The organism is Phyllobacterium sp. (assembly GCF_037994425.1).
Lineage (GTDB): Bacteria > Pseudomonadota > Alphaproteobacteria > Rhizobiales > Rhizobiaceae > Phyllobacterium.
The window spans coordinates 1-24,339 of sequence record NZ_JBBNAM010000232.1 but is presented as its reverse complement, the minus strand read 5'-3'; the positions used below and the strand labels follow the sequence as shown (position 1 = coordinate 24,339).

The window sequence follows — 24,339 nt, the reverse complement described above, 5'->3', positions numbered from 1 at the left end:
CGGTTGATCTTATCTCATCGACATTAAGTTCGTGATCAAACCGGCCTTAATGTCGAGCACGGCTCGATTGGCCTGGGGGTGACCGATGTCCTTCAGCTGGTCGGGCGACAAATCTGCCAGTGCCGACCGTGTCGCGACGGTCCGCCGCCAGTCCGCGAGGGCAGCGATTGCTTTTGCCAAGCCATTGAGCCCAAACTTGAACAAGTGCTTTTTCGACGCGCTGCGGCCGGTCTGAGTGTGCGTATGAGCCATTTTCAGTCTCCCAGTTCGAGATTTGCGAGTGAGAGCTTGCCACTTGAGCGTTTTGGGGCTGTTCGGCTGTGCGTGAACTGAGGGGAAGCGTTCGACAAATGAACGCTAAATCGGTGTTAAATCTTCATTCTGAGATGCTATTCTGCTGCGACGGTCAAAATCTGGAGATGATCTGTGCGCATCAGGTTGCTAGGCGGCCTTGAAGTTACCTCCCCGGAACACCGGCAAATCCGCTTCACCACGCGCAAGACTTCGCTTCTATTTGCTGCTCTGGTCCTCGCGGGCCGTCGGGGTTACCATCGGGAACAGCTTTCGGAGGCACTCTGGCCGGGACGAAGCAATGGCCAAGCCCGCAACAGTTTGCGGCAAGCGCTGGTCGATATCAGGCGGTCGTTCCCCACGAGCACGGATGCCACCATCTATCTTGATGGGGATCAGGAGGTCATTGCGCTTATTGCTGGTCCGGATGAAGCGGACATTTCGATCTTCGACAGGAAACTGGAAGCGGGCCAGACCGCTGATCTCGCCTTCGCTGCGGACCTCTACCGCGGTGACGTCCTTGCAGGTGAAGCCATCCCCGACGGGCTGGACGAGGGGTTTGGACCTCACCAGGGTAAATATCTGCGGAAGGCGCAGCACCTGGTCGAGCGGCTGAGCCTCGCGCTCTCCGAGCCTGGCTCCGCAGAAGAATCAGCCTGCGAAGGGCTTGCGGAGAGGCTGCTTGCTTCAGATCCGACCGTGGAGGCCGCTCATCGGGCGTTGATGCGTATACACGTTCTTAGGGGGCACGAAAACGCGGCCTTGCGCCAGTTCGAGTCGTGTCGCGCTTTATTGATGAAGCATCTGCGAGCGGAACCCGAGGCACAGACGACTTCCCTGGCGGCTTCGCTGCAATCGCGCGAGGGGGCCAAGTATCAGGTCACCGAAACGGAGCATTACGTCGGTTCGCAGCCGCCCATCTCGTCAGTCCCTATCAAGCATCACGATCGGCCATCGGTTGCGGTGTTGCCATTTCAGAATCTGAGCGGTGATGCGGAACAGGAATATTTTGCCGACGGGATAGTGGAGGACATCACCATGGCCCTCGCTCAGTTCCGTCACCTCTACGTCATCGCACGCAATTCGAGCTTCATTTACAAGGGTCAGGCCGTAGACATAAAGCAGGTCGGGCGCGATTTGAACGTGGGTTATGTGGTTGAGGGAAGCGTGCGCCGGACAGGCGACCGCCTGCGCATCGCCGCGCAGCTTATCGACACTTCAACCGGTGCCCACCTCTGGGCGGACCGGTTTGATGGAACTCTCGCTGATGTATTCGACCTCCAGGACCAGGTCGCCTCAAGCATAGTCGGTGCAATCACTCCCAAAGTGGAGGAGGCCGAGATCGAGCGCTCGAAACGCAAGCCAACGGAGAACCTCGACGCCTACGACTATTACTTGCGTGGGCTGGCGGTCTTTGACCGAACGACAACCACCAGATCGGGCATGGACGATGCGTTGAGGCTGTTTATGAAAGCGATCGAAAAGGATCCGGAGTTTGCCATAGCCCATGCCCGGGCGGCGCGATGCTATGCCACCAGAAAGAGCAACGGTTGGATGGTCGACCGTGCGGAAGAGACTGCGGAAGCTACACGGCTGGCCAGGAGAGCGGTCGAACTCGGCCGCGACGATGCGACTACGCTCGCTTTCGGCGGCTACGTACTCGGCTATGTCGGCGGTGATCTTGAGGGCGGGGCGGCCTGCATCGATCGCGCCCTTGCTCTTAACCCGAACCTGGCTGTGGCCTTGGGAGTCAGCAGCTGGGTGAAAGCGTGTTCAGGCGAGCCGGATAAGGCCGTCGAACATGCCGCGCTCGCAATGCGCCTAAGCCCTTTCGATCCGCGGCTGTTTGCGTGGCAGTTCAATGCCGGGCTCGCTCATTTTTGTGCTGGCCGCTACGAAGACGCCATCAATTGGGCCGGAAAATCGTTGCGGCACCAGCCAAACTATCCGAGCGCGCTGCGTGTAACGGCAGCGAGTTATGTCTTGGCGGGGCGGCTTGCGGAAGCAAGGGAAACGATTGCTCGTCTGCGCGCGCTCGATCCAGCGCTGCGGCTTTCGAATCTTGCCGACGTGCTGCCACCGTTCCGACGACCGGACGACCGGAACAGGTATGTCGACGCCCTTCGGCAGGCGGGATTGCCGGAGTAACGTGCCTGGAAGCCTAATCCCCGATTAGACCGCCCACTGTTTTATGTCGTCTCGTTCACCGATGAGCGCGAGGCCATGGGCAATCGAGAGCAGTTCGCCACCGCTTTCAATGCGGCTATTGTCGAAACGCTCGGTGAAGATGCGGCGCACCGCCGGAACGAATGAGGTGCCGCCAGTCAGGAAAACCTTGTCAATCTCGCCGGCCTGTGTCGCGGTCTTTTCGAGGACGTCATCAAGAGCGCCTTCGATTCGCACCAGATCGCTTTGGATCCAGGATTCGAAATCAGTGCGGCGGATCGTTTTGCGGCCACCCAGCCCGAGCGGCGCGAAATTGAATTCGGCTTCATCTGCCGACGAAAGCGCAATCTTGGTGGCAGAAACAGCCTGGTAGAGGGGATATCCCTCGTCATGCTCGACAAGGTCGACGAAGAGTTCGAGCCGCTCGGGATCTAGGCTATCCCTCACGAGCTTTTTCAGCGCTGCAAATTCCCTGGACGTCTTGAAGATCGAGAGTTGGTTCCAGCGGCCGAAATTGGCGTACCATGAGGCCGGCACCTCAAGTGTCTTGTCGAAACTCTTGAAGAAGCTGCCTTTTCCGATCTGTGGCGCGACGATCTGGTCGATCATGCGATAGTCGAAATGGTCGCCGGCGATGCCGACGCCGGAATGTCCGACCGGCGTGGCGCTGAGTTTGCCGCCGGCAGTTTCGAAACGGATGATCGAATAGTCGGTCGTGCCGCCGCCAAAATCGGCGACGAGGACGATCGCGTCCGATTTAAGATTCTGCGCGAAATAGAAGGCCGCCGCCACAGGCTCATAAACAAAATGAATTTCTGGAAACCCGAAGCGGGTCAGCGCCGCATTGTAGCGGTCGGTTGCAAGTTGCGGATCGGGATTGGCGCCCGCGAAGTGCACGGGCCGTCCGGTAACCACGCGGGAACTCCCCGACGGCCAGTGATCGCCTGCATAGGTTCTGAGCCGTCGCAGGAAAATCTCCATCAGGTCTTCGAAGGTCTGTCGCTTCGCAAAGATCAGCGTGCCTTGAAACAGCGCGCTTGCAGCAAATGTCTTGATCGACTGCAGGAAGCGGCATTCGCCCGGGTGATCGATGAACTGTTGGATGGCGGCGTGACCGGCCTCGACTTTCAATGCCGACGCGCCTGCGAGCGGGTCCTTCATGAAGGAGAGGGCCGTCCGCATGCTGTCGGCTGTACCCGCCGTACTGGTAAAGGCCAAGGAGCGGGTGGCGCGGCCTTCGGCAAGCGCCATGACGGTATTTGTCGTACCGAAGTCAAAACCCAACGCCTGTGCCATAGCCGCGCTCCTTCTATCCAGTGATTTTTTAAGATCGGAATATTGCCGGCAAGGATGCGCAATACGCATCCGATGAGGGAGGCGCGTCATTGCACAGTCGCCACCGCGATGCAAGACGCCTTATTGCGCTGGGGCCGCCTTTCCAGAATTCTTGATGAAATCGACAAAGGCACGCAACGGCGCAGGCACGTGCTTTCGACTGGGATAATAGAGGCGGGGGCCGGTGAAGGTCTGCCACCACGGAGCGAGCACTGGCACGAGTTCGCCACTTGCCAATGGGTTTCCGAGAAATTCCTCGAAGCTGTAGACCACCCCCAGTCCGGCGATCGCGGCTTCGAGCTGCAATTCGGCCGTTGAAGCAATCAACGGTCCTTTAGGTGTGATCTTGATCAATTGCCCGTTCCGCTCGAATTCCCAATGCGGGACGTAGCCGCTGGTGAATCGGTGGCGGATGCAGGCATGGTTGACCAGATCGCGCGGATGGGCCGGCACGCCATGTTTCGAGAGGTATGACGGCGCTGCGGCCGCCACGAAGCGCTGTGTGCGCGGTCCGATCGGAATGGCGATCATGTCGCGCTCTATGCTTTCGTCATAGCGGATGCCCGCGTCGAAACCCGCCGCAAGCACATCGATGAACGTGTCGGACGCGGAAATCTCCAGCTTGATTCCAGGATGGGCGGCAAGAAACGCATTGATGATCGGCGGCAATATCCGCTGCGCCACAATGGTCGGAACGTTCAGCTTGAGCGTTCCCGTCGGACTGTCACGAAAGCTGTTCATGCTGTCGAGCGCACCGGCAATCTCACTCAAGGCGGGCGTCAACCTTTCGATGAGGAGATTGCCGGCCTCGGTCGGGGTGACGCTGCGGGTCGTGCGGTTGAGAAGCCGCACGCCGAGCCGGGCTTCGAGCCGGCGAATGGCTTCGCTCAACGAAGAGGCGGAGACGCCGCGCAGGGTCGCCGCGGCACGAAAGCTCCGTGTTTGCGCCACGGCAACAAGCGCGCTCAAGTCTGAAAGATCAGGATCAATCATTGTGCAATTTTCCGAACAACCCGTGCGCAATATAACGGATTATCGCACAACACGGCAGGGGCTATATTGCGAAAATTCTCTGGAACGAGGCAAGACAGGATTGAACGAGATGCAACATTTTCAAGTTGGAAAAACCGGCCCGCGCATATCACAAATTGGGCTCGGCTGCATGGGCATGTCAGGAATCTACGGACCGTCGGATCGCGCGGAAAGCATTGCGACGATCCACGCAGCGCTCGACGCGGGTATCAATCTCCTCGATACGGGCGACTTCTACGGAATGGGTCACAACGAACTCCTGATTGCCGAAGCGCTTAGGGATGTCAAACGCGAGGACGCGATCCTCAGCGTCAAGTTTGGCGGCCTGCGCGATCCAGCCGGCGGCTGGACGGGTTTCGACGGCCGGCCGCAAGCCGTGAAGAACTTCGCAGCCTATTCGCTGGAGCGTCTCGGCGTTGACTACATCGACATTTACCGACCTGCGCGCCTCAACCCCGCGGTACCCATCGAAGAGACGATTGGAGCCGTCGCCGACCTCGTGAAGGCGGGTTATATCAAGCATATCGGGCTTTCGGAGGTGGGGTCCGACACGATCAGGCGTGCTGCCGCAGTCCATCCCATCGCTGATCTCCAGATCGAATATTCCCTGATTTCACGCGGGATCGAAGACGGCATTCTGCAAACACGCCGCGAGCTCGGCATCGCGATAACGGCGTATGGGGTGCTTTCCCGGGGGCTTATCAGCGGCCATTGGACAAAAGAGAGTGCGCAAACCGGCGATTGGCGTGCCTATAGTCCCCGCTTCCAGGCGGAGAATGTCGACAGGAACCTTGCACTCGTCGAGGCGCTGAAGAAGATTGCAGGGGCAAAGAGCGTAACGGTGGCACAGATCGCCATCGCGTGGGTCTTGGCGCAGGGCGGCGATATCTTCCCCGTTATCGGCGCACGCCATCGCGATCGCCTCACCGAGACCCTCGGTGCGCTCGAAATCGCTCTTAGCAAGGATGATCTCGCCGCCATCGAGCAGGCGGTTCCCAAGGGCGCTGCCGCCGGGGACCGCTACGCGGCGGTCCAGATGGCCCACCTTGACAGCGAAAAACGGCTCACATCGATGAGACGACCTCGCGCGATCGCCTCGATCCTACTGACCGGGCGATCGTCGATATGATCACATCGGCGGGACGACGCCGTTCGTCCCGACAACAATCCGCTTGGTCGAGAGGCTGTCGCCGCTTCCCCGCTCGGCGGAGATGAAGACGGTCGCACCCGGCTTCAGATCGTCCTTGCCGGCCTTGGCGAGCGTGACGATGGGCGTACCGTCGGGACTGGCGATCTTCTTCTCGGTGCCGTGATAGACGACGGTCAGTGTGCGGCCGTCGACGTCCTTCACCGCGTCGGCGACCGTGGCATTGGTCATGCTGCTATTCGGTTTCAGGTCCCAGGGCCGGTCGCCTTCGCCGGTTCCCTTGAGGGCAGCCGGAAAAATCACGACCTCGACGGCGCTGGCGACGCCTTCACTCTTCGGAACATTGGTGATGCCGACGAAATCCCCCTTCTTGATATCGTCGATCGATGCCTTGGCGACGCCACCGACAACCCAGCCGTCGCTCAGTGCCACTGTCGCTTCGGGTCCTTCGCGTGTCTTGACGATAATGGCCTTGTCGGTAACGCTTTCGATCGCGCCGCGAACATTGACGCGTTTCGTTGCCTGCGTTGCGCTCGCCTGCTTCGTCATGGCATCCGCATGAGCCTCCAGCGGGAGGGCAAGGGAGAGCAATCCTCCCAACAGCGCCGCCGGGAAGCCAAATTTCGATAGTGTCTCAGCCATTTTTCTACTCCTGTAGGACAGGCGGCCGGCGCACGCTATTGTCCGCCGGACTTGGCCTGTTTTTCCACGTGCCCGCCAAACTCACGGCGCATGGCGGACAGAACCTTGTTGGCAAAATCGGCATTGCCGCGCGAACTGAAGCGCTCGAGGAGGGCAGCGCCGAGTACGGGCGCGGGCACCGCCTCATCGATCGCGGCGATGAGCGTCCACCGGCCTTCGCCAGAATCGGAGACATGGCCCTCATAACCGGTGAGCCCCGGATCTTCGTAGAGCGCGTCGGCGGTGAGGTCGAGCAACCACGAACTGATCACACTACCCCTGCGCCACACCTCGGCAATGTCGGGAAGGTTGAAACTATATTGATAATGTTCGGGATGCTTGAGCGGTGTCGTCTCGGCGTCGGCCTCGTGCGAGCGCAGACCGATATCGGCATTGCGCAGAATATTCAGCCCTTCCGAATATGCGGCCATCAGACCGTATTCGATGCCGTTGTGCACCATTTTCACGAAGTGACCGGCGCCATGCGGGCCACAATGGAGGTATCCCTGATCGGCAGTGCTGTCGCCTGCAGGCTTGTCGACGCGGCTTTGCGTGTCGGGCACGTCGCCTTTGCCGGGCGCTAGTGCCGCGAATATGGGCGACAGGTGCCGCACAATCTCGGGTTCACCGCCGATCATCAGGCAGTAGCCGCGCTCTAGGCCGAAGACGCCGCCGCTCGTCCCGACGTCCACGTAGTGGATCGCGGATGATTTGAGTTCGGCTCCCCGCCTGATATCGTCATGATAGTAGGAGTTGCTGCCGTCGATGACGATATCGTCCTCGTCGAGGAGCGGCACAAGCTTGGCGAGCACCGTATCGACGACTGCCGCCGGGAGCATCAGCCAGACGGCGCGTGGCCGCGCCAGCTTGGACACAAAGTCTTCGAGCACTGTCGATCCATCTGCTCCAAGACGCTGCAGCTCGGCGACACTCTCCGCCCTCGTGTCGTAGACGACCAGTTCGTGGCCATGTTTCAAAAGGCGCTGCGTCATGTTACTGCCCATGCGCCCAAGCCCAATCATGCCAAGCTGCATCTGAAATCTCCGTGGTGAGAGTAATTTGCAAGCAGGCTGCACGTTATTGCCGGCGCGTTCAACAGCGAAGTTATGCCGGGCGCAGCGTCGCTACAAGCACACGCGCAGGTCATAAGATCGTGATGCGCACCCAAAGGCCTGCCGAACGCGCGGCGCAAAAAAAGGGCCAGCCGTCGATGCGGCTGGCCTGCAAGGTCGAGATTTCCCACGTCTTGTGATAGCGCTTTGGGATAGCAGCGCAGCCTAGCGACGCGGCAGCAGCTTCTGCACTTCTTCGGCGGCATCGTTTAGGGCCGCATCCGGCTCCGCAGTTTGTTCGACGATGCGCGACAGGTTGTCGACGATGGTCTGCGTAATCTTCACACCATTTGATCCGGGATAGGCAAACCCTGGAATCATCAGGTTCATCTGGCTGAGGCCAGCCTTGAACAATGGGTTCTTGCCGTAGAAATCGGCGAGATATTCTGGAGACTTCGCGGCAAGTTCGTTGTTTGGCACGTATCCGGTGCCGGTGCCGGGTACGACAATCGAAGCCCCATAGGGACCGGCGGCAAACTTCGCGAAGTTCCAGGCAGCCTCCTGCTTGACTGCGTCCTTCGTCAGGATGACGACTGCGTTGCCACGGTTGGCAGATGTCCCTTCTCGGCATTGATCAGCGGTATCTTCGCGGTGCGTAGGTCGAACTTGTCACCGACATTCTTGATTGTGTTGCGTAGGGCGCCGGTGGTTTGGAAGGTGAAACCGACCTTGCCGGCGACGAAGGCCTGCTCACCGGCGGGTTTCGTGAGAACGGGCATGCCGCCCTCCTTGACCAAGCGGCTCAGGGTCTTTACCGCTGCCTGGCCCTCGGGACCATTGGAAGCGACTTTCTTCTCGTCCGGTGTAAGCATGGTGCCGCCTGCGCCGAAAAGCAGGGCCGAGAACATCCAGGCGTCTGCCTGCCAGCGGAAATCGATGCCTTCGTTGCCATTGCCGAGTGCCTTGATCTTGCCGCCGAGTGAAATGACTTCGTCCCACGTCGTCGGCGGCTGGTCGGGATTGCCTCCGGCCGCGCGAACGAGGTCGGCATTGTAGTACATGATCGGATTGGACGTGGCGAACGCGAGGCCGACCTGCTGGTCCCCGACCTGTGCCAGCTTCAGGATGCGATTACTGAAACCCTGCTTTGCCATGTCGCCTTCCTTGGCGACGAAGGGTTTCAAATCAACGGAAATTCCTCGCTCGGCCACCATGCGCAGGCGATTGAGTCCGATAAACGTGATGTCCGGCATTTCGGACGTGCCCGCCTGCCGCATGATCGTCTGGATTCCCTCCTCATAGTTGGCGGAAGGACTTACAAAGTTGATCTTAATGTCGGGATTGTCTTCCCCGAATTTCTTGGCGATGACGTCCATCACGTCCTTGAAGAACTGCGGTACGGGATAGTGAACGTTGAGCGTCGTGTCGGCAAAGGCGGGCGTGAAAAACCCCGCGGCAATCGCCGCGCCGGCGATGGTCCTGGTTGCAAAATTCATTGTAATGTCCTTCGTTCGTTGCAAAAGCCTATAAGTGGGTCAGCCTTTCAGCCCGGTAAGGGTGATGCCTTCGATAAAGCGCCGCTGCGCTGCCAGGAACGCCAGAACAAGCGGCAGCGTGATGATAAGCGTTGCCGCCATCAACGCTCCGAAATCATCACCTGCCTCTGCGGCTCGAAAGAAGAGCAATCCAAGTGGCGGCGTGGCCCTGTCCTGCGTTGAAATGGCGATCAACGGCCAGAACAGATCATTCCAATGCGCGACGACGGAAAAAATCGCGAAAGCGGTGATGGCCGGCCAGGCATTTGGGACGATGACTCTGTTGATGATCGCCGCTTCCGACATGCCGTCAAGGCGGGCGGCCGAGATGAGATCGTCGGGCATGGCACGGAAGAACTGCAGAAACAGGAATATGCCGAAAACCGAAATGAAGAACGGCGCCGAAAGAGCGAAATAACTGTTCAACGCCCCAGCCTTGTTGAGGACGACATAGAGGGGCAGAGCCGTGGCGTGAATAGGTATTAGAAGGCCCAGCATGACAAGCGTCATCATGGTGCGGGCGGCGCGGAACTTGAGTTTCGCCATGGCGTATGCGCACGGGATCGCGATGACTACCTGGACGAAGAAGATCAGCGCGCAAACCACGACCCCGTTGAAAAGAAGCTGGGCCATCGGCACCCGCGAGAAGGCCCTGACGAAGTTTTCCCACAGGCCCCAATGGTGCGGCCAGAGTGACAAGGGTGAGGAAAAAATCTCCTCTCGCGATTTGGACACGGTGGAAATCATGAGTACATAGGGGGCAAGAAACAGCGCGGCGCCGATGCACAGCAGGGCCAATCTAAGATTGCGCACCGAAAACAAGACTTTGATTGTCATGTGTAATGTACCTTGCGATCGAGAACCCGGTATTGAACGATCATCAGCACGACCAGCACAGTCAGGAAGATGACCGTCATCGCCGAAGCGTAGCCAACGCGAAGGTAGATGAATCCCTGCTGATAGATTGTCCAGAGCAGGACTTCCGAACTCTTGTTCGGCCCGCCTTCGGTGATCGTCTTTACGGTCTCGAACACCTTGACGGCGTTGATGATGCTGATTGTGGCCACAAACAATGTTGTCGGTCCGAGCATGGGCCATGTAACCAGGTGGAAGCGATCCCAGCTATTCTTCGCCCCATCGACTTCGGCCGCCGCGTAGAGTTCGCGCGGGATCGCGGTGAGACCGGCAAGAAACAACACCATGTTGAAGCCCACGGACTGCCAGATGCCGATAACGGCAAGGCTGAGAAGAACTGTGTCGCTGCTTCCCAGCCAGTTCGGCCCGGAAATGCCGAAAAGTGCGAGGAGGGCATTCACCGGCCCGATGGTGGGATGCAGCAAATATTGGAACACCGTCGCCATGGCGACCAAAAGCGAAACAACGGGGAGAAAGTAGACCGTGCGGAAAAAGGCGCGTCCGCGCGTCTCGCTTTCGATGAGCAAGGCGACGCCTAGCCCGATGAATACTGAAGACGGCGTGACGATGGCGGTATAGATCGCCGTGTTCTTCAACGATATGAGGAAGGTGCGGTCGCTGAAAAGCTCGGCGTAATTGTCGAGGCCGATGAACTGGAAATCGTCATAGCCGAGTTCGAAATTGGTAAGACTGAAAATGACGACGGCTGCGGTCGGCAGTAGGATCAGCACAAAGAGGAGCAGGATGGCCGGGCCGGCCAGCTTCCAGGCGCTCCGCGCCTCCTGCCTAGCCGCCCGTGCGGCGGCCTGGCTGGCGCGCGAGCCCAGGGTTGGTTCGACAATCGCTACCATCATGCGGAGACCATTGCCCTTGCCGGCACGCGCAACGCGAGACGAAAGCCGTCGCTGCCAAATATGAGGCATGCCCCGGGATCGAATGTGAGGCCGACGGGCGCTCCGTGTCCAATATGGCCAACATCCGATGGAGCGGCCTTTATGATCAATTCGGCTTCGCCCCCGCTGATCCGGCCGTGACCAGGACTTCCGAACCAAGGAATTCCATCCGTGAAACATGGGCGGGAACGCCGTCCCCCTGAGCACTTCTCAGTTTGATTCGCTCGGGGCGAATGCCGATTTTAACTGCCGTCCCCACTGGCCCAGGTACGCCTTGCGCGAGGATCTTTCCGCCAAACGCCACGGCCCCATTCGTCGTTGTGACAGCATCGAGTACGTTGATGCGCGGACTGCCGACGAACTGCGCTACGTCTATGTGACGTGGATCGTCGTAAACCTCGGCCGGGCTGGCAATTTGCAGCAGCTTGCCGCCCATCATCACCGCCACCCTATCTGCCATGCTCAGGGCTTCGGCCTGATCGTGGGTGACGTAAAGCGTCGGCACGCCGGCTTTCCGATGCAGGTCGACGATTTCGCCGCGGGTATGAACCCGTAAATTGGCATCGAGATTGGACAATGGCTCGTCCATCAGAAAGACGCCGGGCTGGCGCACGAGCGCCCGGGCAAGCGCGACCCGCTGGCGCTGACCGCCTGACATCTGGCCGGGCTTCCGGTCGAGTAGATGGTCGATCTTGAGGCTCGTTGCCGTGATCAGGACGCGATCGCGTATCGCTGCCAGCTTGGTCGTCCGGGGATCAGGCCGCCGAAAAACGGCAGGCGCTCGAGCATGGACATGTCGCGCATGGCAAGCGCCACGGCAATATTCTGTGCTACGCTCAAATGCGGATAGAGGGCATAGGATTGAAATACCATGGCGACGTTGCGGTCAGTGGGGTGGTCGGCGGTGATATCGCGACCATCCATCCATACGCCCCCTTCATCGCCATGGTCGAGCCCGGCTGCGATGCGCAGGAGTGTCGTCTTACCGCATCCCGAAGGACCCACGAGCGCGATAAACTCTCCTTCCTCCGCCTCGATCGTGACATCATCCAGGATATGCGCGCTGCCATAGGATTTAGAGATGTTCCGGAGGGCAAAGGCGCTCATATTGCTGTTTCTTTCGATACCGATGCCGCGCGGGGATAGACTTCGTCCATGACGTCGTCGAGCAGATAAGGCGTCATACCTTCGATCTCGAAGGCTTCGCTTTGAACATTCTCGTCATCGAGTGTGTGCACCATCGCCCCGACAATGCGCTCGCCGGGCATCTCACGTGGCTCCATCGCACCTGTGATAAAGGATGCTGCGGGCGCCCAGGCGAGGCTTGTCGCCCCGAGCCTTCCGGTCCATGCGCGATGCAAATGTCCGCTGGCGAAAAGCGCAACGTCGTGCTTCGCGAAAAGGTCGCGTAGTTGCTTCCGCGCTGCCGGCCCCAAGCCCCAATAGCCGGTATTGCCTTCATCCGGGTCGTCCACGAATAGCGGCTTATGGTTGAAGATGGCGATACGCCGACCTTCGTCGCCTGCAAGGGCAGATTCGAGGCAGTCGCGCTGGCGGGCTTCCGCTTCCGCGCCACTGCCGAAAAGAAGGCTGTTCAGCCCTATCAAGCGCCAATCCGACTATCCGGCGCCACCGCTCCAGGCGCTCCGAAGTCACTGGCTGGATGGTTTCGGTATGGCCGACATCGTGATTGCCCGGCACGATCAGGACGGGGAGATCAAGCATATCCATGCATTTCACGGAGAACAGCAGGTCGTCGTCGAGGTCGGCCCCATTAAGAGCAAGATCGCCCGTATGGACAACGAGGTCCGGGGTCTGAGCCCTTATCCACTCACAAAGCGGCTGCCAGTTGTCGTTAAAATGTGTCTTGGACGGACTTAAATGGGTGTCTGTTATCTGGATGATCCGCAAAGTGATACTCATCAATTCGGTGTCGAAAAATAGGGTGTAGGCGCCCGAAATGGCGCGAAATACGATCGTGCTGAAAATAAATCACGCCAGGTTTTTGCGTGGCATTACAAGTTTTTAGAAGTGCAGTAGTGCCTCACGAACGTGACAAACTCATGACGAGCCTTCCGCGACAAGCCATCCATTACCACCAACCAGGGCCGTAGTAGGCCGGCCCATAGATGAACATGGGTTGATTGTACTGCATCTGCGCGCGGCGGTCGGCGCGGCGGTCCAGGTCGAGTCGGAGCAGGCAGTTAGAGAATGCGGTCGTGCCGCGCTTGAACCCGAAGGAGGCGCATTTCTGGTTGTCCATCGCACGCTGCTGTTCGGGGGTGATCGTCTGACATGCGGCAACGAAGAGTGGCAAGAAAACGAAGAACACCGCAAATCTCATCTGCCCCTCCTGGATGGACATGCCGGATAGTTGTCGGCGCCATGCGCCAACCAGCATTATGTCCATTGCTGGGGAAGATGAACAGTCAGACTTTGGGCATACGAGGCGACATTAGAGCAGGATGCTCTATCAGAAGAATAACACGCCGATAATCATCAAAAGTATGACAGCACCTGCCAGTATCGGCAGTATGGAAAAACCCTGAGTGGTGGGATGCGGCCTCAATACCAATTCGGCACAGTCAGCAAGAAAGTTGCTGCTACTTCGGTAAACAGAACAAAGACAATGAAGGGAATAAACCCGTCGCTGACCTTCCGATTGTCATTAGCTGCGGCAAAGCTTGTCAATGCCATCTCCTGATTTTAACGATCCCCGCAAAAAGGGCCGGCGGATCATGGTCGTCAGTGCCGAATACGGCTTGGTCACATAACTGTAACAGTTTGAAACCTTTTGTCACCCAAAAAAGTTCCATAACCAGTTGAAATTCCCCAAGGCCCCGGCTTGTCGGGAGAAAATCCTTGCGGGATCAACGATTTGATTCGAGCGGCGCAAGTGGGGAAAACGCCCGCGCCGCCGTCACTTTTCACTCCGCGGGCGCTGGAGCCGGAAGAATCGCGTCCGAATTGTGGCCGGAGGCACCTTCGAAATGACTGCCGTGTGTCGCATGGCGCAGAGGCCGATTGCCGGTCAGCGCGCGCACCAGCACGTAGAACACCGGGGTCATGAACAAGCCGAACAGCGTAACGCCGATCATGCCCGCAAACACGGCGACACCCATGGCGCTGCGCATCTCCGCGCCGGCGCCCGTGGAGGTGACGAGTGGCACCACGCCCATGATGAAGGCGAGCGACGTCATCAGGATCGGCCGTAGACGCAGCCTGCTTGCCTCGACGACCGCCTTGAAGGGCGTCGCCCCGGCAAACTCCAGCTCACGCGCAAACTCGACGATCAGGATCGCGTTCTTCGCCGACAGGCCGACAAGCACGATGAGGCCGATCTGCGTGAAGACGTTGTTGTCGCCCGCCGTCAGCCAGACGCCGGTGAGGGCGGCAAGCAGTCCGAGCGGCACGATCATGATGATCGACAGCGGCAGTGCCAGGCTCTCGTACTGGGCAGCAAGTACGAGGAACACCAGAAGGATCGACAGCGGAAAGATCAGATAGGCGGAGTTACCGGCGATGATCTCCTGATAGGTCAGCTCGGTCCATTCGAAGCCGATCCCGGCTGGCAGGGTCTCGGCGGCGATCTTCTCCACTGCGGCCCGTGCCTGACCCGAAGAGTATCCGGGCGCGGCATTGCCGTTCACGTCGGCGGAGAGGAAGCCGTTGTAACGCATCACCCGGTCGGGACCCGCACTCGAATCGACCTTGAGCAGGGCCGATAGCGGGATCATGTCGCCCGTTGCCGACCTTACTTTCAGGTCGCCGATGTCTTCGGCCCTCGCGCGGAAGTTTGATTGCGCCTGCATGCGGACGGAATAGGTACGGCCGAACTTATTGAAGTCGTTGACGTAGACGGATCCCAGATAGATCTGCAGCGTGTTGAAGATCTCCGGCAGTGATACGTTGAGCTGACGCGCCTTGGCGCGGTCAACATCGGCGTAGAGCTGCGGTACGTTGATCTGGTAGCTGGAGAACAGGCCGGTGAGTTCGGGTGCGGTCGCCGCCTTGCCAAGGAAGGCCTTGGTTGCATCATCGAGCGCCTGATAGCCGATGCCGTTGCGATCTTCGATCTGCAGCTTGAAGCCGCCGATTGCACCAAGGCCCTGAACCGGCGGAGGCGGGAACACGGCGCTGAACGATTCCTGGATGCCGAAGAGCTGCTGGTTGAGCTGCATGGCAATCGCCCCGGCGCTGAGTTCCGGCGTCTTGCGCTCCTCGAAGGGTTTGAGTGAAACGAAGACGATGCCGGCATTGGCGCTGTTGGTGAAGCCGTTGATCGAGAGGCCCGGGAAGGCGATGGTGCTCTGCACGCCCGGGATTTTCAACGCGATATCACCGATACGGCGTACCACCGCTTCGGTCCGGTCGAGCGTCGCACCGTCCGGAAGCTGGGTGAAGCCGACCAGATACTGCTTGTCCTGCGGCGGAACGAAGCCGCCGGGAACGCTCTTGAACATGAAGGCGGTTGCGCCGATGAGGACGAGATAGATCGCCATCATCAGGGTCTTGCGCGAAATGACGCCGCGCACGCCGCTGCTGTAGCCGTTGGCGCCGCGCGTGAACACGGCGTTGAATCCGCGGAACAGCCAGCCTAGCGACTTGTCCATGACGCGTGTCAGGCGGTCTTTCGGCGCATCATGTCCCTTGAGAAGGAGGGCAGCGAGAGCGGGCGACAGGGTCAGTGAATTGAACGCGGAGATGACGGTCGAGATCGCAATGGTCAGGGCGAACTGGCGGTAGAACTGGCCGGTGAGCCCAGTGATGAAGGCGAGCGGCACGAACACGGCGACGAGCACGAGAGCGATGGCGATGATCGGGCCCGAGACCTCGCGCATGGCCTGGATGGTGGCCTGACGGGGTGCAAGGCCGTTCTCGATATTGCGTTCGACGTTCTCGACAACGACAATCGCGTCATCGACGACAATGCCGATGGCGAGGACGAGGCCAAAAAGGCTGAGCGCATTCACCGAGAACCCGAAGAGATGCATGACCGCAAAGGTGCCGATAATCGAGATCGGCACCGCGATCAGCGGAATGATCGACGCACGCCATGTCTGCAGGAAGAGAATGACGACGAGAACGACGAGAACGACCGCTTCAAGCAGTGTGTGGACCACGGCTTCAATCGAGGCGCGCACAAACTGCGTCGTGTCATAGACGATCTCGTAGTCCACGCCTTCCGGCATGGTCAGCTTCATCTCGTCCATGACGCTGCGCACCTGGTCGGCGATCTGGATCGCGTTTGAGCCAGGCGCCTGGAAAACCGGAATTGCGACAGCGGGCTTGTTGTCGAGAAGCGAGCGCAACGAATATTGGGCCGCGCCAAGCTCGATCCGCGCAATGTCCTTGAGGCGCGTTATGGCCCCGTTGGCCGCAGTCTTCACGATGATCTGACCGAATTCCTCTTCGGACTCAAGTCGTCCCTGCGCGTTCACCGACAGCTGCAGGTTGACGTCGTTGGGGCTTGGCGAAGCGCCGATGACGCCCGCGGCCGCCTGGACGTTTTGCGCGCGGATTTCGTTGAGCACATCCGTTGCCGACAGGCCGAGCTCGGCGGTTTTCTGCGGATCAAGCCAGATGCGCATCGAATAGTCGCCAGAACCGAACAGCTGCACGTCGCCGACGCCATTGATGCGGGCAAGCCGATCCTTGATGTTGATTAGGGCGTAGTTGCGCAGATAGGTGATGTCATAGCGGTTGTTGGGCGAGATCAGATTCACGACCAGCATGAGATCCGGCGAACTCTTTACCGTGGTAATGCCGAGGCTCCGGACTTCCTCCGGCAGGCGGGGCTCTGCCTGCGATACGCGGTTCTGCACGAGCTGCTGGGCCTTGTCGGGATCTGTGCCGAGCGCGAAGGTCACTGTCAGCGTCATCTGGCCGTCGGCCGTCGCCTGGCTGCCCATATAGAGCATGTCTTCGACGCCGTTGATCGATTCCTCGATCGGCGTCGCTACCGTTTCGGCAATGACCTTGGGATTTGCACCCGGATATTGGGCCCGCACGACGATCGATGGCGGGACGACGTCCGGATATTCCGAGACAGGCATCGCTGTCAGGGCGATCAGGCCGCCGAGAAAGATGACGAAAGAAAGAACGCCCGCAAAAATCGGGCGATCAATGAAGAAGTTGGAAATGTTCATGTCAATTCCACCTGCCCGACATGGGCTCTGGTTTATTGCTTGGCGGGTTCCGCAAGCGCTTGCTGGTTAGCCGCCGCCGTAGCGCCCATGGCCACCATCTGCGGTGCGACGAGGGACCCGGGGCGAACGCGCTGCAATCCGTTGACGACGACCTTCTCATCGGCCTGCAGGCCGGCGGTGACGATCCGAAGTCCTTCGGCTCTCGCACCGAGTGTGATCTCGCGGTACTCGACGATGTTCTGCGGATTGACAACCATGACGAACTTCTTGTTCTGGTCAGTCCCGACGGCCTTTTCATCGACCAGCAATTCCTGGCGCTCGTTGGCCTGGCCCATGCGCACCTTGGCGAACTGGCCCGGCATCAGCTTGCCGTCGGCGTTGTCGAAGACCGCACGCACCTTGACGGTACCGCTCGACACATCGACACTGTTGTTGATCAACTGCAACTTGCCCGCAACGCCGTTCGAGCCCTGCACATCCATCTGGACCGGAATGCGATCGACGAAATCGCGACTGTTGAGACCGCTCGGCAGATCGGCGAGCGCCTTGGCGACGACATTTTCATCGGCCTCGAAGCTTGCATAGATCGGACTGATCGACACGAGTGACGTCAGGAGCGGCGAAGTCGGGCCGGCAGCGATCAGGTTGCCGGGGGTGATCTCGATGCGCCCAACGCGTCCGGTGATCGGCGCGCGGATGTCCGTGTAGTCAAGGTTGAGCATCGCCGTCTTGAGGACGGCTTCTGCCGCCTCGAGGTCGGCCTGGGCCCCGGTCTGCACGTTGATCCGCTGGTCGTAATCGCTCTGCGAAACCGTACGGGAATCGATGAGACGCTTGCCGCGCTCGAGCTCGTTCTTGGCAAAGGCGAGCTTGGACTGAGCAGCGCTCACCTGGGCACGTGCCCGTGCAACCTCGGCCTCGAACGGCGCCGGATCGATCTTCACCAGAAGGTCACCCTGCTTGACGATCGCACCTTCCTTGAAATGGATGGACTGGACGGCGCCGGCAACGCGCGAACGCACTTCAACGGAATCGATTGCCTCGAGACGCCCGGAAAATTCGTTCCACTGTGTGACATTCTTCGGCTGAACGAGCGCGACCGACACCGGCATTGCCTGCGCAGGAGCCTGCTGCTTTTCAACTTCGGCATGACCTTTGGAGAATTCAAAAACTTTAGTGCCGCCTACGGTTGCAAGTGTTAGAACAATACCGCTGACGAGAAGGCTCTTCTTGAAAGTGCTGACTGACATCGTGGTCACCTGCTTTGGAAAATATATGCCATTTGGGAGGATGGCAGATCGGAACTCGATCATTGACGTTCTATACCGATCGGTATAGAAGCGGTGATATAAGGCTGCGGCACAGCAGCTGTCAACCGATTTTATACCGAGCGGTATAATTCTTTTAGGGAGTCTTGTCCATGGGACGGCCGAGGGAGTTTGATGCGGACGATGCCTTGCAGACGGCTTTGGAGCTGTTCTGGCGCAAGGGATACGAAGGCACGTCCATCACAGACCTGACCGATAGCATGGGCATAACAAAACCCAGCCTTTACGGTACTTTCGGCAATAAGGAAGAACTTTTCCGCATGGCGCTGCAGCGTTACGAGGAGCACTATATGGCGTTCTTCTGGAGCGCTCTGGAACAGCCGGACGCGCGGACGGTTGCTTTCGATATTTTGCGGGGATTCGTGCAGGCGCAGACGGAAGCGTGCAATCCCGGCGGCTGCCTCGTCGTCAATGCTGCAAGTTCCTGCAGCGATGCCGCCCTCGAAATTCACAAGACGATCGTCGAGCGAATCCAGGTAGGCCAAAAGGCGCTGGCTCGGCGTTTTGAGCGCGCCAAGCGCGAAGGCGACCTGCCTGCCGACAGCAATCCTGAGGATCTTGCCCGCTTTATATTAACGATCGCGCAAGGTACCGCCGTCCAGGCTTCGAGCGGCGCGGGCCGGGACGACGTCTATAGGCTCGTTGACATCGCGATGAAGTCTTTCCCTTCCAGTTGATGTATCCTCAGGTCAACCGGTTGCGGAACAGCCATGCGGAAAAGGGCAGGGTGACGGCGGCAATGGCGACCAGAGCCAGCATTTCCGGATAAAGCTCCCGCACGCCCGCATCTTCCAGATAGACCTGATGCGTGATGCTGATCGCATAGCGCAACGGATTGATGAGCGTCATGTATTGCATGATCTCGGGCATGTTGCCGATCGGCGCGGTGAGACCGGAGAGAAGCATGAACGGCATCAGGAGGACGAACGAATAAATCATGGCTTGCTGCATGTTTGCGGCCAGTGATGAAATGAACAGCCCGATGCCCACGGCTGCCGCCAGAAACAGGATCAGTCCGAGATAAAGCATCAAATAGGACCCCGTGAACGGGATCTGAAACCATAGCTGCGCGACGAGAAGGATCGTCGTCGCCTGGCTCAGCCCTACCATCATCGAGGGCAACGCCTTGCCCACCATGATCTCGGACGGGCGGAACGGCGTGACAAGCAATTGGTCGAACGTTCCCGCCTCGCGCTCGCGCGCGACTGACATCGCCGTCAACATCAACGTCATCATCATCGTGATCGTACCGATCAGCGAAGGGATCATGTACCAGCGCGTTTCAAGGCTCGGATTGTACCAGGCCCGTGTGGTCAGCTTCATGCCGCCGGGAGCATCCTGGCCATTCTCCGCCCGCCAGCGCGTGGTAAAATCGGTCGCGATCGTCGCGATATAGCTTTGCGCCGTGCCCGCTGTGTTGGAGTTGCGGCCATCGGCGATAACCTGCAGTTTGGCCGGCATTCCGGCCATCATCCGCTTCTCGAAATCCTCGTCGATAACGATGACGAGGAGAACGCGACCCTCATTGATGAACTGGGCAATGTCCGAGGTTCGCTGCAGCGTCGCCACGCGCGTGAATATCCCTGAACCGTCGAGCTTGGAGATGAGCTCGATCGAGGCAGCGCTATGGTCGTGATCGAGGACGGCGTACGGGACGTTGTTGAGGTCGTAGCTCGCCGCATAGCCGAAGATGAGGCATTGCAGGATCGGCGGCAGCACGAGAACGATGCGGCTCTTCGGGTCCTTGAATATCGCCAGCAATTCCTTGCGTATCAGAGCGACGATGCGGAAGAACGATTCCCTCATGGTTGGCTCACCCGAGTTTCTTGCGCGTTGCAAAAACTGACGCAGTCATCAGCACCGTTGCCATCGCAGCGAGCACGGCGGCATTGGGCAGAATGACAGGCCAAATGTCGCCGGCGAGAAACAGCGTTTGCAACACGCTGACGAAATATCGTGCCGGGAAGATGTGGGTGATGACCTGGATCGCGTATGGCATGCTCCTGATGTCGAACATGAACCCCGAGAGCATCATTGCAGGAAGGAATGTTACAATCAGTGTGATCTGGCTGGCGACGAACTGGTTTTTCGTCAGTGACGAAATCAAAAGGCCGATGCCCAGCGCGACAAGCAAATAGAGCATCGAAACGACGACCAATATCCAGAGCGAGCCGCGTAGCGGGACGCCGAACAGGACTTGGCTGCCAACGACCGAAAGGGCAAGGCCAAGCATGCCGAGCACGAAATAAGGCACTGTTTTGCCAAGCAGGATTTCGCTCGGCAGCGCAGGGGTGACAAACAAGGCTTCGAACGTGCCGCGCTCCCATTCGCGGGCGATGACCAGCGCCGTCAACAGGGCCCCGATAAGGGTCATCACCAGCACGATGAGGCCCGGAACGAGGAAGTAGGTGCTGTCATTGGCGGCGTTGAACCATAGGCGCGGCTGCAGGTCGATCGATGCGCCCGTGTTCACGACTTTTCCTTCGGCCATCTGCCGCGCCGCGGAAACGCCCACCGCGCCCTGCGCATAGCCAAGCGCGATGCGTGCCGTGTTCGCGTCGCTGCCGTTGACGACAAACTGAATCTCGGCCGTTCCGGCTTCGACGTCGCGAGCAAATTGCGTAGGAATGCGCACGATGCCATTGACCGTCTTGTTCATCAGCAGCCGCTGCGCCTCGGCCATCGTCTTGACCTGATGCGTCTTGAAATAGGGCGAGAGTTCGAAACCTGACACGGCATTGCGTGCCTCGGCCGATGATTCCTCCATCACCAGCGCCACCGGCAGGTTCTTCAAATCAAAGGACAGGCCATAGCCGAAAAGAATCAGCAGGACCATCGGCATGACGATACCGACGGCGATGCTGCTCGGGTCGCGAACGACTTGCCAGGATTCCTTACGCACCAGAGCGAGGATGCGACGCAGGCTGTTCCTGCCGGGATGGGGAGAGGGAGTGTTTGCAGGAGCGTTCATGGCAGTGCACTCACGCGTCCAACTTCACCCCCCTCTGTCAGTGGGGGATGTACCACTCCGAACGGGTGACGATCGACAATCGGGGAATGCGTGAAGGTATCCATCACGCCGCCTTCTCGCGCGTTTCGCGGCGCGATTCCTCGACGATGGCGATGAAGGCATCCTCCATATTGGGTTCTTCGCCAGCTTTGGGTTTGGCGTGGGCACGGATCTCTGCGGGGGTGCCCTCCGCAAGGTTGCGGCCGGCGTCGAGAATGATGATGCGGTCGCAATATTCGGCTTCTTCCATGAAGTGCGTGGTGACAATCACGGTGACGCCCTGTTCGGACAACGCCGTGATGCGGCCCCAGAACTCGCGGCGCGCCAGCGGATCGGCGCCACTCGTCGCTTCGTCAAGAAACAGAATGCCGGGTTCATGCAAGAGCGCCGCCGCCATGGCAAGACGTTGCTTGAAGCCACCGGGCAACTGACCGCTCGGCAGCGTCGACAGGCTGCCAAGCTCGAACTGTTCCTTGGACCAATCGATGCGCTGGCGCTTCTTCGCCCCGCGCAATCCATAGGCGCTGGCGAAGAAATCGAGGTTCTCGTCCACCGAAAGATCGCCATAGAGTGAGAATTTCTGCGCCACATAGCCGAGATTTTCGCGCGCCTCGGCGCGCGATGTGCGCAAGTCCGCGCCCGCCACACGCAACGTGCCGCTGGTTGCCGGCATCAGGCCGCACAGCATGCGGAAAGTCGTGCTCTTGCCAGCACCGTTGGGCCCGAGCAATCCAAAGATCTCCCCGCGCTTGACCTCGAAGGTGACGTGATCGACGGCGGTGAAATCACCAAACTTGCGCACGAGATCATGCACTTCGACGGAAATCTTACTGCCGCCGCTCGCCTTTGGCTTACCCAGCGTTACCTGGCTCGACTGGCTTTTCTTCGCAACGGCGCTGAAGAGGATCATGAATCCATCCTCGAATCGGGCCTTCACAGGATGAAGGTCTACCGGCTTGTCGTCGATGCTTATGTCACCCGAGTGCTCCGGCTGTTTCACGACTCGCACGTTGCCGGCTTCCGGCACGGCATCCGCGACACCCTCCTGCCGAAACAGCTGTGCCTGCAGGGAACGGGCGGTCATCCCGGCGGCCGGTGTTACGGTGAATACGTGATCCTTCGCCTTTGCAGTGATATCCTCGGGCCTGCCCTGTGCGAGCACCTTGCCAAGGTGCATGACCACCGTATGGTCGCAGAGCTCCGCTTCGTCGAGATAGGAGGTGCTGACGACGACGGTCAGGCCATCCTCGCGCACGAGCTTGGTGACGATTTCCCAAAGCTCGCGTCGCGACAGGGGATCGACGCCGACGGTCGGCTCATCCAGGAGCAGCAACTCCGGCGAACGGACGAGCGTGCAGGCGAGGCCAAGCTTCTGTTTCATGCCGCCAGAAAGCTTTCCGGCAAGCCGCTCCGTGAAGCGGCCCAGATCGGTCATCTCCATCAGGCGAGGGTAGATTTCCTTCCGATCGTCAAGGCCGATGCCATGCAGATCGGCATAAAGGTCGAGATTCTGCTGAACGCTCAGATCCTCGTAGAGGCCGAATTTCTGCGGCATGTAGCCGATGCGGTTCTGGATGTTTTGGGGGTCGCCCGCGACGTTGACGCCAAGTACTGCAAGATCGCCCTTTTCAGCGGTCATCAAGCCGGCAATGAGACGCAGGATCGTGGTCTTGCCGGCGCCGTCGGGCCCGACGAGCGCCGTCAATGTGCCGTGATGTGCCTCGAACGAAACGTCCTCCAGCGCCTTGACCGTCTCGCCGGTTTCGCGGCGGAACGTCTTGAAGATGTTCCGTGCGACAACGGGTGCGGAAGGCTCTGCGTCTGTCATGACTTTGCCTTGGCGTCGGTCTCCGGCCCACCTGCGGGCAGTGGTTTTGGCGGTTCGTTCGGTAGAAGTTCGACGGTGGCCGGCATTCCGAGCCGCAGGAGGTCGTCCTTGTCGTCTACAAAAACCCTGACCTCGTAGACGAGGCTTGAGCGCAAATCGGCGGTCTCCACCGTTTTGGGCGTGAATTCCGCTACAGGCGATATGAATCCGACCCAGCCATCCTGTGGTTTGTCCGCGAAACTGTCGGTGACGATTCGCGCGCGCATGCCGGGTTTGACATGTCCCAGTTTCGTCTCGGAAACATAGGCGCGCACCCACTTGGTGTTTATCATGGCAAGTGAAAGCACTGGTTTCATGGGCGCGGCCATTTCGCCGGGCTCCATCAGGCGAGAGCGCACGACCGCATCAAAGGGTGCTATCAATTCGGCATCGTTGAGTTGTTCGCGCATCAGTGCCAGCTGCGCTTCGCTACCGCGCAGTTGCGCTTCTGCCTGTAATAGTTCTTCCGCGCGGGGTCCGGCAATTGCTAGCTCGAGTGCGCTTTGGGCAACTTCAACCTTGGCATCGGCTACGGCTGCGGCCGCCTTGGTGGTGTCGAGTTCCTGTTTGCTGATGGTCGAATTGACCGAAAGGTTCATGCGCCGCTCGAGCTGTACATTCGCGTTGGCAGCATCGGCCTTTGCCGACGATAGATTGGCACGGGCCTGGGCGATCTCCTCGGGTCGACTGCCGTTGCGCAGCTTGAGAACCATGGCACGCTGCGAGGCAACCGTCGCGTCCGCTTCGCGGACCTGGGGTGAAAGTCGTCCGATATCGAGACGGGCCACGACCTGGCCTTTCTTCACAACGTCGCCTTCCTCAACAAGAACCTGGTCGATACGCTCGGATCCGTTAAAGGCGAGGGATGCCTGACGGAGGTCGACATTACCATAAAGCGTCAGTACGTCGCTGGCGGCAGGGCGATGCCAGTACCACCA

The 24,339-nt window shown here is 59.4% G+C and carries 17 protein-coding genes and 3 pseudogenes; 3 read left to right on the top strand and 17 right to left on the bottom strand.

Going from position 1 to position 24,339, the window contains the following annotated elements; translation table 11 throughout:
- Positions 1-9: 9 nt before the first annotated feature.
- The gene (locus tag AAAB35_RS16230; protein WP_340669326.1) at positions 10-252 is read right to left on the bottom strand and encodes a DUF1127 domain-containing protein; all 243 of its coding nucleotides are present in this window, start codon (positions 250-252) and stop codon (positions 10-12) included.
- A 174-nt stretch (positions 253-426) separates the two neighbouring features.
- Between AAAB35_RS16230 and AAAB35_RS16225 the strand changes: the two genes are divergently transcribed.
- Complete coding sequence (locus AAAB35_RS16225) at positions 427-2,439, top strand: BTAD domain-containing putative transcriptional regulator (RefSeq protein ID WP_340669325.1); 2,013 nt, start codon at positions 427-429, stop codon at positions 2,437-2,439.
- 24 nt (positions 2,440-2,463) lie between these two features.
- On the opposite strand, the gene AAAB35_RS16220 is transcribed toward AAAB35_RS16225, so the two are convergent.
- Both AAAB35_RS16220 and AAAB35_RS16215 read right to left on the bottom strand, forming a co-directional pair.
- Complete coding sequence (locus AAAB35_RS16220) at positions 2,464-3,753, bottom strand: Hsp70 family protein (protein ID WP_340669323.1); 1,290 nt, start codon at positions 3,751-3,753, stop codon at positions 2,464-2,466.
- Positions 3,754-3,873: 120 nt separating this feature from the next.
- The gene (locus AAAB35_RS16215; protein ID WP_340669322.1) at positions 3,874-4,785 is read right to left on the bottom strand and encodes a LysR family transcriptional regulator; all 912 of its coding nucleotides are present in this window, start codon (positions 4,783-4,785) and stop codon (positions 3,874-3,876) included.
- Between the two features lie 109 nt (positions 4,786-4,894).
- Here AAAB35_RS16215 and AAAB35_RS16210 point away from each other — a divergent pair, with 109 nt between their 5' ends.
- Entirely contained in the window at positions 4,895-5,953 is a 1,059-nt protein-coding gene (locus AAAB35_RS16210; RefSeq protein WP_340669321.1) for an aldo/keto reductase, read from the top strand.
- Here the strand turns inward: AAAB35_RS16210 and AAAB35_RS16205 are convergent, their stop codons facing one another.
- The 10 genes and pseudogenes from AAAB35_RS16205 to AAAB35_RS16160 form a co-directional block, all read right to left on the bottom strand.
- Positions 5,954-6,613, bottom strand: coding sequence for a hypothetical protein (locus AAAB35_RS16205; RefSeq protein ID WP_340669320.1), 660 nt, complete (start codon positions 6,611-6,613; stop codon positions 5,954-5,956). It lies immediately after the preceding gene.
- Positions 6,614-6,648: 35 nt separating this feature from the next.
- On the bottom strand, positions 6,649-7,686 hold the full coding sequence (gene gnd / locus AAAB35_RS16200) for a phosphogluconate dehydrogenase (NAD(+)-dependent, decarboxylating) (RefSeq protein WP_340669319.1): 1,038 nt from the start codon (positions 7,684-7,686) through the stop codon (positions 6,649-6,651).
- A 243-nt stretch (positions 7,687-7,929) separates the two neighbouring features.
- Positions 7,930-9,200 (bottom strand): annotated as a pseudogene (locus AAAB35_RS16195) (ABC transporter substrate-binding protein).
- A gap of 39 nt (positions 9,201-9,239) precedes the next feature.
- Positions 9,240-10,061: a carbohydrate ABC transporter permease gene (locus tag AAAB35_RS16190; RefSeq protein WP_340669340.1), complete on the bottom strand. Its 822-nt coding sequence runs from the start codon at positions 10,059-10,061 to the stop codon at positions 9,240-9,242.
- An 11-nt stretch (positions 10,062-10,072) separates the two neighbouring features.
- A complete protein-coding gene (locus AAAB35_RS16185; protein WP_340669339.1) occupies positions 10,073-11,005 on the bottom strand; it encodes a sugar ABC transporter permease in 933 nt (310 codons plus the stop codon).
- Positions 11,005-12,154 (bottom strand): annotated as a pseudogene (locus tag AAAB35_RS16180) (ABC transporter ATP-binding protein). The gene AAAB35_RS16185 and the pseudogene AAAB35_RS16180 overlap by 1 nt, the downstream one beginning before the upstream one ends.
- Positions 12,151-12,958 (bottom strand): annotated as a pseudogene (locus AAAB35_RS16175) (metallophosphoesterase). Before AAAB35_RS16175 ends, AAAB35_RS16180 begins: the two co-directional pseudogenes overlap by 4 nt.
- A 181-nt stretch (positions 12,959-13,139) precedes the next feature.
- On the bottom strand, positions 13,140-13,391 hold the full coding sequence (locus tag AAAB35_RS16170; protein ID WP_340669318.1) for a hypothetical protein: 252 nt from the start codon (positions 13,389-13,391) through the stop codon (positions 13,140-13,142).
- A gap of 583 nt (positions 13,392-13,974) precedes the next feature.
- Complete coding sequence (locus tag AAAB35_RS16165; protein ID WP_340669317.1) at positions 13,975-17,196, bottom strand: efflux RND transporter permease subunit; 3,222 nt, start codon at positions 17,194-17,196, stop codon at positions 13,975-13,977.
- A 32-nt stretch (positions 17,197-17,228) separates the two neighbouring features.
- Positions 17,229-18,446 carry an efflux RND transporter periplasmic adaptor subunit gene (locus tag AAAB35_RS16160; RefSeq protein WP_340669316.1) on the bottom strand — a complete coding sequence of 406 codons (1,218 nt, stop codon included), beginning with the start codon at positions 18,444-18,446 and terminating at the stop codon, positions 17,229-17,231.
- 170 nt (positions 18,447-18,616) lie between these two features.
- Between AAAB35_RS16160 and AAAB35_RS16155 the strand changes: the two genes are divergently transcribed.
- Positions 18,617-19,201, top strand: a complete 585-nt coding sequence (locus AAAB35_RS16155) for a TetR/AcrR family transcriptional regulator (RefSeq protein WP_340669315.1) — start codon at positions 18,617-18,619, stop codon at positions 19,199-19,201.
- A 7-nt stretch (positions 19,202-19,208) separates the two neighbouring features.
- Here AAAB35_RS16155 and AAAB35_RS16150 read toward each other — a convergent pair whose 3' ends face one another.
- The 4 genes from AAAB35_RS16150 to AAAB35_RS16135 all read right to left on the bottom strand — a co-directional run.
- The gene (locus AAAB35_RS16150) at positions 19,209-20,330 is read right to left on the bottom strand and encodes an ABC transporter permease (RefSeq protein ID WP_340669314.1); all 1,122 of its coding nucleotides are present in this window, start codon (positions 20,328-20,330) and stop codon (positions 19,209-19,211) included.
- A gap of 7 nt (positions 20,331-20,337) precedes the next feature.
- The gene (locus AAAB35_RS16145) at positions 20,338-21,495 is read right to left on the bottom strand and encodes an ABC transporter permease (protein ID WP_340669313.1); all 1,158 of its coding nucleotides are present in this window, start codon (positions 21,493-21,495) and stop codon (positions 20,338-20,340) included.
- 103 nt (positions 21,496-21,598) lie between these two features.
- Positions 21,599-23,362: an ATP-binding cassette domain-containing protein gene (locus AAAB35_RS16140; RefSeq protein ID WP_340669312.1), complete on the bottom strand. Its 1,764-nt coding sequence runs from the start codon at positions 23,360-23,362 to the stop codon at positions 21,599-21,601.
- Positions 23,359-24,339 (bottom strand): HlyD family efflux transporter periplasmic adaptor subunit (locus AAAB35_RS16135; protein ID WP_340669311.1); only part of this gene is annotated, 981 nt, incomplete at its 5' end. The genes AAAB35_RS16135 and AAAB35_RS16140, both read right to left, overlap by 4 nt.